At 46.8% G+C, this 6,378-nt stretch carries 7 protein-coding genes and 1 pseudogene; all 8 read left to right on the forward strand.

The genetic code is table 11. The features are described from left to right. Positions 1-35: 35 nt before the first annotated feature. Entirely contained in the window at positions 36-1,400 is a 1,365-nt protein-coding gene (locus J7529_RS11375; RefSeq protein ID WP_318729053.1) for a DICT sensory domain-containing protein, read from the forward strand. Positions 1,401-1,414: 14 nt separating this feature from the next. Further along, complete coding sequence (locus J7529_RS11380; RefSeq protein WP_271945039.1) at positions 1,415-2,056, forward strand: pentapeptide repeat-containing protein; 642 nt, start codon at positions 1,415-1,417, stop codon at positions 2,054-2,056. Positions 2,057-2,157: 101 nt separating this feature from the next. Further along, on the forward strand, positions 2,158-2,622 hold the full coding sequence (locus J7529_RS11385) for a response regulator (RefSeq protein WP_318729054.1): 465 nt from the start codon (positions 2,158-2,160) through the stop codon (positions 2,620-2,622). A 38-nt stretch (positions 2,623-2,660) separates the two neighbouring features. Further along, positions 2,661-3,182 carry an RDD family protein gene (locus J7529_RS11390; RefSeq protein WP_318729055.1) on the forward strand — a complete coding sequence of 174 codons (522 nt, stop codon included), beginning with the start codon at positions 2,661-2,663 and terminating at the stop codon, positions 3,180-3,182. Between the two features lie 50 nt (positions 3,183-3,232). Beyond that, positions 3,233-3,427: a 50S ribosomal protein L33 gene (gene rpmG / locus J7529_RS11395; RefSeq protein ID WP_271945032.1), complete on the forward strand. Its 195-nt coding sequence runs from the start codon at positions 3,233-3,235 to the stop codon at positions 3,425-3,427. A 71-nt stretch (positions 3,428-3,498) separates the two neighbouring features. Then, positions 3,499-3,717 (forward strand): 30S ribosomal protein S18, encoded by a 219-nt coding sequence (rpsR, locus tag J7529_RS11400; protein WP_271945029.1) that lies wholly within the window; start codon positions 3,499-3,501, stop codon positions 3,715-3,717. Positions 3,718-3,861: 144 nt separating this feature from the next. Beyond that, a complete protein-coding gene (locus J7529_RS11405) occupies positions 3,862-5,883 on the forward strand; it encodes a ribonuclease R (protein ID WP_318729056.1) in 2,022 nt (673 codons plus the stop codon). A gap of 192 nt (positions 5,884-6,075) precedes the next feature. Then, positions 6,076-6,378: pseudogene (locus J7529_RS11410) on the forward strand (hypothetical protein); the annotation flags it as partial.

Raw genomic sequence — 6,378 nt, forward strand, 5'->3', positions numbered from 1 at the left:
ATTAGTATTTCATAAGCAACTGATAAGATAAAACAATGTTAACTGGCTCAATCCTGCAAAAACTGCATACAGCCCACCAAAACACCCAACCCCTGAACTTTGGGGTCTATTACAAAAATACTTTGGTTGCCCTGTGTCATGCCTTAGAAGATTTTATTCTCCAATGTGAGGATCAACCCCTATTGATTGCAGCATTCCAACAGGGGAAATGGTATGAGCAAGAAGCAGAACGCTATCGAGAATTAGCCCAACGAGCTTCCGAAGTGGTGATTTTAGCCACTGAAGAGGCAGGATTTACTCAACATCCGACCAGTCAATTCCCTAATGTTCAATTAGTGGGTCTAGAGAGCCACGATCCAGTTTGTCAGGAATGGCATCTGATTATTATGTCCAACAACTATACGGCGATGGTCTTATGCCAAGAATTATCTGCTGCTGATTATGGAGTAAAAGGATGGCCAAAAAACGATTGCGAACGGAAATTTTATGGGTTTTGGACATTTGAACCGACGTTAGTGAAGGAAACGGTTACGTTAGTGGCCGAACATCTGCAAGCCTACGATCCAAAATTAGCTCAACAGCTCGGCGATCGCCTGCAAAACATCACCCCTAAACCTCCAGAAGCCGATCTGCTCAATGCTGTAGTCTCTTCTGTTGTAGACTATCTGCAAAACTGCCAAAATCAACTTAACCCTTACAATAGTGATTCCCCTCTCTATCAGTTTCAAGACCTGACGGATAACTTGCGCTCCAATAAAATTCAAGCCTTGTTGCGGATGGCTCAAGTCATTGACCAAGCCGATCTAAGCAACCCCCATGTAGCGACAGAAGTGGCAGCGCTCTCAGATGTCATGGGACAATTGCTGGATTTACCCGTGTGGCAAGTGAAACGCTTACGGTTAGCGGCTTTTCTCCATAGACTGCCCTGCTTACAAGGTCTCCCTGAAGCCCTCGATCCCTACCAAAGCAAACGGCAACAAGAACTTCAGGAACAGCTCTCAGACTTGCCCAAACCTTCGATTTTGCGGATGATGCCCCAACTTCAGGCGATCGCCCATATTATTAGTCATCAAAACGAACATTGGGATGGTTCTGGCAAACCGGAAGGTCTCGCCTACGATCGGATTCCGATTGAATCTCGGATTCTCAGCCTGATTGCGACCTTTGAACAGCAACTCCAGAGTCAGAATTCCCAAGAGGAGATCGCAGCCCTAGAATATTGCCAAGACCTGGCTGGAACCCAATTTGACCCCAAATTAGTGGAAACGTTGACCTTATTAGTGCGAGGAATGCAACAGGGCTTGCAACTCTCGAACTTGCCCCCTAAAATTGCTTCAGGCATCTGGTTACTTGATGAGAATCCCACCCCCCTTGCTTCCCTGAACTCAACCTACCGATGAATCGAATAAATACTATGGATTTAGATCTTGTTGCCCTTCGTGCTGGCCATCTCAAACACCTTCCAGGGGTAAACTTAGAAGATGAAGACCTGACTGAAGTCCAACTCCCGAATGCTAATTTAGCGGGAGCTAACTTAGTGGGAACGATTCTTTCCTCTGCTAATCTCAAAGGAACCCGACTCGACGGTGCAAATCTGATGGCAGCCCAACTGATTGGGGCTGATCTGCGGGGTAATTTACTCGGATCAAACTTAATGCAAGCAGATTTAACTCAAGCTGATTTACGAGGGAGTAACCTGAGAGGGGCTAACTTGATGAGTGCGACTTTAACCCAAGCTTCCTTAGCGGGGGCATTTCTCAGTGGAGCTAACCTAATCGGGGTTAAGCTACAAGGTGCAGATTTGCGAGGCGCTGACTTGCGAGGTGCAAATTTGAATAATGCTAATCTTAAAGGGGTTGATTTAAGTTATGCCGATCTCCAAGGAGCAAGCTTAACTCAAGCGAATTTAGAAGAAGCTGACTTACGTGGGGCGAATTTGATTGGTGCTAACTTAAAAGAAGCCCATTTACTTTGTGCAGAGTTAGAGGGTGCAAATCTGACGGGGATTATTTGGGAAGGCGCTTGTTTAGTCGGGACAAGCCAGAATCCGGGATAGGATTGTCAAAGGGGTTTTATGCGATTGCCTTGTTCTTCGGTAGACCTTAAGAATAGGGCAGTAGATGCCATAGAGTCATCCCATTTTTGGTTAAGAGTTCTATGCAGCACATTCAGTTTGAACCATCCCAATTTACCATCCTGGTGGTTGAAGATAATGCCACTAATATGCGCTTGTTGATTGAACTTTTGCTTGATGATGGCTATCAAGTAGAAGCAGCAGTCAATGGTCTTGAAGCTTTGGAAATAGCTGAACAAATCTGTCCTGATGTGATCCTTCTAGATGTGATGATGCCAGGTCTGAATGGCTATGAAGTGTGTCAAAAACTCCAGGACAATCCTCAAACTGCGGAAATTCCCGTGATTTTCATTACGGCGATCGCTCAGGTGGCGGATAAAGTTAAAGCTTTTGAACTGGGAGCGGTTGATTATATTACCAAACCGTTCAATATCAAAGAAGTCATGGTACGGTTGAAGGGGCATTTGATTCGGCGATCGCAGCATAAGTATTTGGAAGAAAAAATCACAACCCTAGAACAGGCCTTATCACACCACCAAAAGAATTAATCTATTGCCTATTCCCCATTCCCTACTCCCTACTGTTCATGTTCAGTCCCCCCCCCGATCGCTATTTTCCCAGAGCGCCTCTGTCACGACGGACAGCAGCGTTTGCTATAGATTTGGCTACGATTTGGCTCTTTTGTGCGATCGCCGGTAGGAGTTTGTTTTTACTAGCGTTTCTCTTAGCTTGGTTTACGGCTCGGATCTTTATTGTCCTCAAAAATAAGGGGCAAAGTCTGGGACGCTATGCCTTTGATCTGCGAGTGGTAGACCAAACGGGACGGACTCCCCTATTTTCTGACTTATTAAAACGCGAAGCCGTTCTCGGACTCGCCTCAATGTTGGCTCTGATCGGATTTAATGCTCTCAATCCAGCCAATGCCTGGTCACTGCTGTTAATCTTACCCCTAGGGGTCGATTGTGGCTGGGCCTTTGCCGAAACCAATTGGCGACAAGCTTTTCATGACCAAGTAGCAGGGACTTTGATGATTCAAACCCGTCGTGGTTATTCTTTAGATTTGAAACTCAAACAAATAGTTGCACAATTACAAAGACGTATGAGATAATAGGAAATTGTGTTTAATTAACTCTAAAAACTTTTAGCGCCCGTAAAGCTATGGCTAAGAATAAAGGTGTCCGCATTACTGTGACCCTAGAATGTACAGAGTGTCGCAGTAACTTGGCGAAGCGATCGCCAGGTGTCTCTCGGTATACAACCAAGAAGAATCGTCGTAACACGACGGGCCGATTAGAGCTGAAAAAGTTCTGCCCCCACTGTAACGCCCATACAACCCACAAGGAAATTAAATAACCTCCAGTTGCTTATTTTGAGTTGCTGGAATTAAGCCCATTGTCCCCAGAATATCAACCGAGATCAAACCTATGTCAAATTACTACAGAAAACGGGTTTCCCCCATTCAACCCAAAGAAAAAATTGATTACAAAGATGTGGATTTACTCCGTAAATACATCACTGAAAGAGGTAAGATTTTGCCTCGTAGAATTACGGGACTAACCTGTAAGCAACAACGTGCCCTAACAGCAGCCATTAAACGGGCGCGGCTGATTGCCCTATTACCCTTTGTCAACCAAGAAGGTTAAGCAGCGGAGTCGGGATGGGTAAAGTCAGCACATCCTATGGAGAAAAGTCGAACGGAGAAGAATTTCTGAACTAGGAAAGTTAACTCTGCCAAAGACTGGTAAATTAAGGCTGTGATGTTGTGAATCAATCCCTAGGATAGTGCTGTGGAGAAGGGAAGGCTAATTGAATTTAGACTCAATGGGGAACGGCGACTGGCAGTAGCCGATCGCCCAGAAGGAAAGAAAAATTGGGTAGTAATTGACGAAGGCGCTCATAGTCATACGATTAAGCGCCAACAGATTACCTATGAAGTGGCGGGAGAAGCTTATACCCCCTCAGATATTCCCCGGTTCCTCAAAGAAGTAGGGCCCTATCTTGACCCATCCAACTTAGAAGTAGCCTGGGAACTGTTGGTAGAAGCGGGGGAAGCAGTAACCCCCGAAGACCTAGCTCAGTTACTCTATAGCGATCAAAGTCCTCCCTTGTGTTATGCTGCCCATTGCTTATTGGTTGAAGATAAGCTTTACTTTAAGCAAAAGGGCGATCGCTATGAACCCCGCCCGAGTAGTTTAGTCGCGGAAATTCAGCACCAAAAAGAAGTTCAACAACAACGGCAACAGGAAGCCATTGATTTTCTTAATCGCATCAATCGGGCCCTAGCGGGAGAAGTGTTAGAGTGGACAAATAGCGATCGCTCCCGTTTAGAGGCGATCGAGAAATACGCTATCCATGGTAACAGCACAGAAGGGTTTAAGCCGTCGGCGATCGTTGGCGAAACCCTAACAGCGCTCAATCGTCCCGATACTCCCCAAGCCTGCTTCGATCTCTTAGTTACCTTGGGGCTATGGAGTCCCCACGAAAACCTATTTCTGCGGCGGAGTCAAATTCCAACTCAATTCTCAACAAAGGTACTCGAAGTGGCCCAAGGTTGCCTTCAAAATGCTCCGGATGACCCGGACTCCAACCGCCTAGACCTAACTCATCTTAAGGTCTATACCATTGACGATGAAAGTACCACAGAAATTGACGATGGTTTGAGCATTGAATACCTGGAAAACGATCAAACTCGCGTCTGGATTCACATTGCCGATCCCACAAGATGGTTAACCCCTGGAGATGAACTAGACCTAGATGCCAGACGGCGAGGCACTACCATTTATACCCCCACGGGCATGATTTCCATGTTTCCCTCAGAATTGGCTACCGGCCCCATGAGTTTAATTCAAGGGAAAGAATGCTGTGCCCTCAGTTTTGGTGTAATTTTAGATCAAGAAGGGGCGATCGCCGACTACACCATCCACGCCACCCTGATCAAACCCACCTATCGCCTCACCTACGACGATGTAGAAGAAATGCTCCATCTGGGCGTTCCCGCAGAACCAGAAATCGCCACCCTCGCCCAACTCGCCAAACTGCGGCAAACCTGGCGCACAGCCCAAGGCGCAATCAACATCTCCATGCCCGAAGCCTCCATCAAAGTCAAAGACGACGAAGTAACCATCACCCTCCTCGAAGATGCCATCTCTCGGCAACTCGTCGCCGAAATGATGATCCTGGCTGGAGAAGTCACCGGACGTTATGGTTCTACCCATCAACTTCCCTTTCCCTTCCGTTCCCAACCCCAACCTGAACTCCCCCCAGCCGAAGAACTCATGCAACTCCCCGCAGGACCTGTCCGCTCCTGCGCCCTACGTCGTTGTATGCCCCGCAGTGAAATGAGCATTACCCCCGCTCGTCACGCCAGTCTCGGACTTGACTTTTACACTCAAGTGACCTCCCCCATCCGGCGCTACATGGACTTACTGACGCACTTCCAACTCAAAGCCCATCTGCGGGGTGATCCCCTACCCTTCTCCGAAGCCAAACTTCAAGAACTCATGGCTGCCATTGCTCCCAGCACCCAAGAAGCGAACTGGGTCGAACGTCAAACCAACCGATATTGGGGATTGGAATTTCTGCGTCGCCATCTCGATCAAGTTTGGCAAGGTTTAGTCCTGCGCTGGTTACGGGAAAATGACAATTTGGCCCTGGTTTTATTAGAAGAGCTGGGTTTAGAAATGGCCATTCGCTTTACCAACCCGGTAGCTCCTGGCGATTATATCGAGCTTAAAGTCACCTATGCTGACCCCAGAGAAGATGTTGTCCATTTTCAGCATGTCCTAGAACCGGCAGCCTTAGAATCTTAATCTTTTCAGGGGATGGGTGGATGGGAATTGTCCCATTCTTAATACCTATACCCGTTGCTCACTCTCTCAGCCATAATGGAAGGGTATCTTCAACAGATAGACTTATAGACTTGGCACTTAGGATTCAACCAGTACATAGGGTTCAAACCAAAAGAGATTAACCCTAGAGAGCGTTTAGGAGCGTGTTCGGATATGGATTCAGTATTCAATCGAATTGGGGAATGGAATCCCCAATTATTAAGGGAGTTAAAAGGGAGACTCAAACCCGCTCCCCTCTTGTTAGCCTTGGGAGCGGCTGTTATCTTACAAGGTCTTCTGATCCTAATAGCCACGGAATATAATCATTATCAGGAGTTCTCCTGGTCAGTTATTTTCCATACCTTGGGTTGGATTATACCTTTAACCTTATGGATCTGTGGGGTCTTTTTAACAGGATCTGACATCGCTCAACTATCACTTCCTCAAGTTCATCAAGGCTCTCAAACGCTCGGTTCG

The organism is Roseofilum sp. Guam (assembly GCF_017746735.1).
GTDB classification, from domain to species: domain Bacteria; phylum Cyanobacteriota; class Cyanobacteriia; order Cyanobacteriales; family Desertifilaceae; genus Roseofilum; species Roseofilum reptotaenium.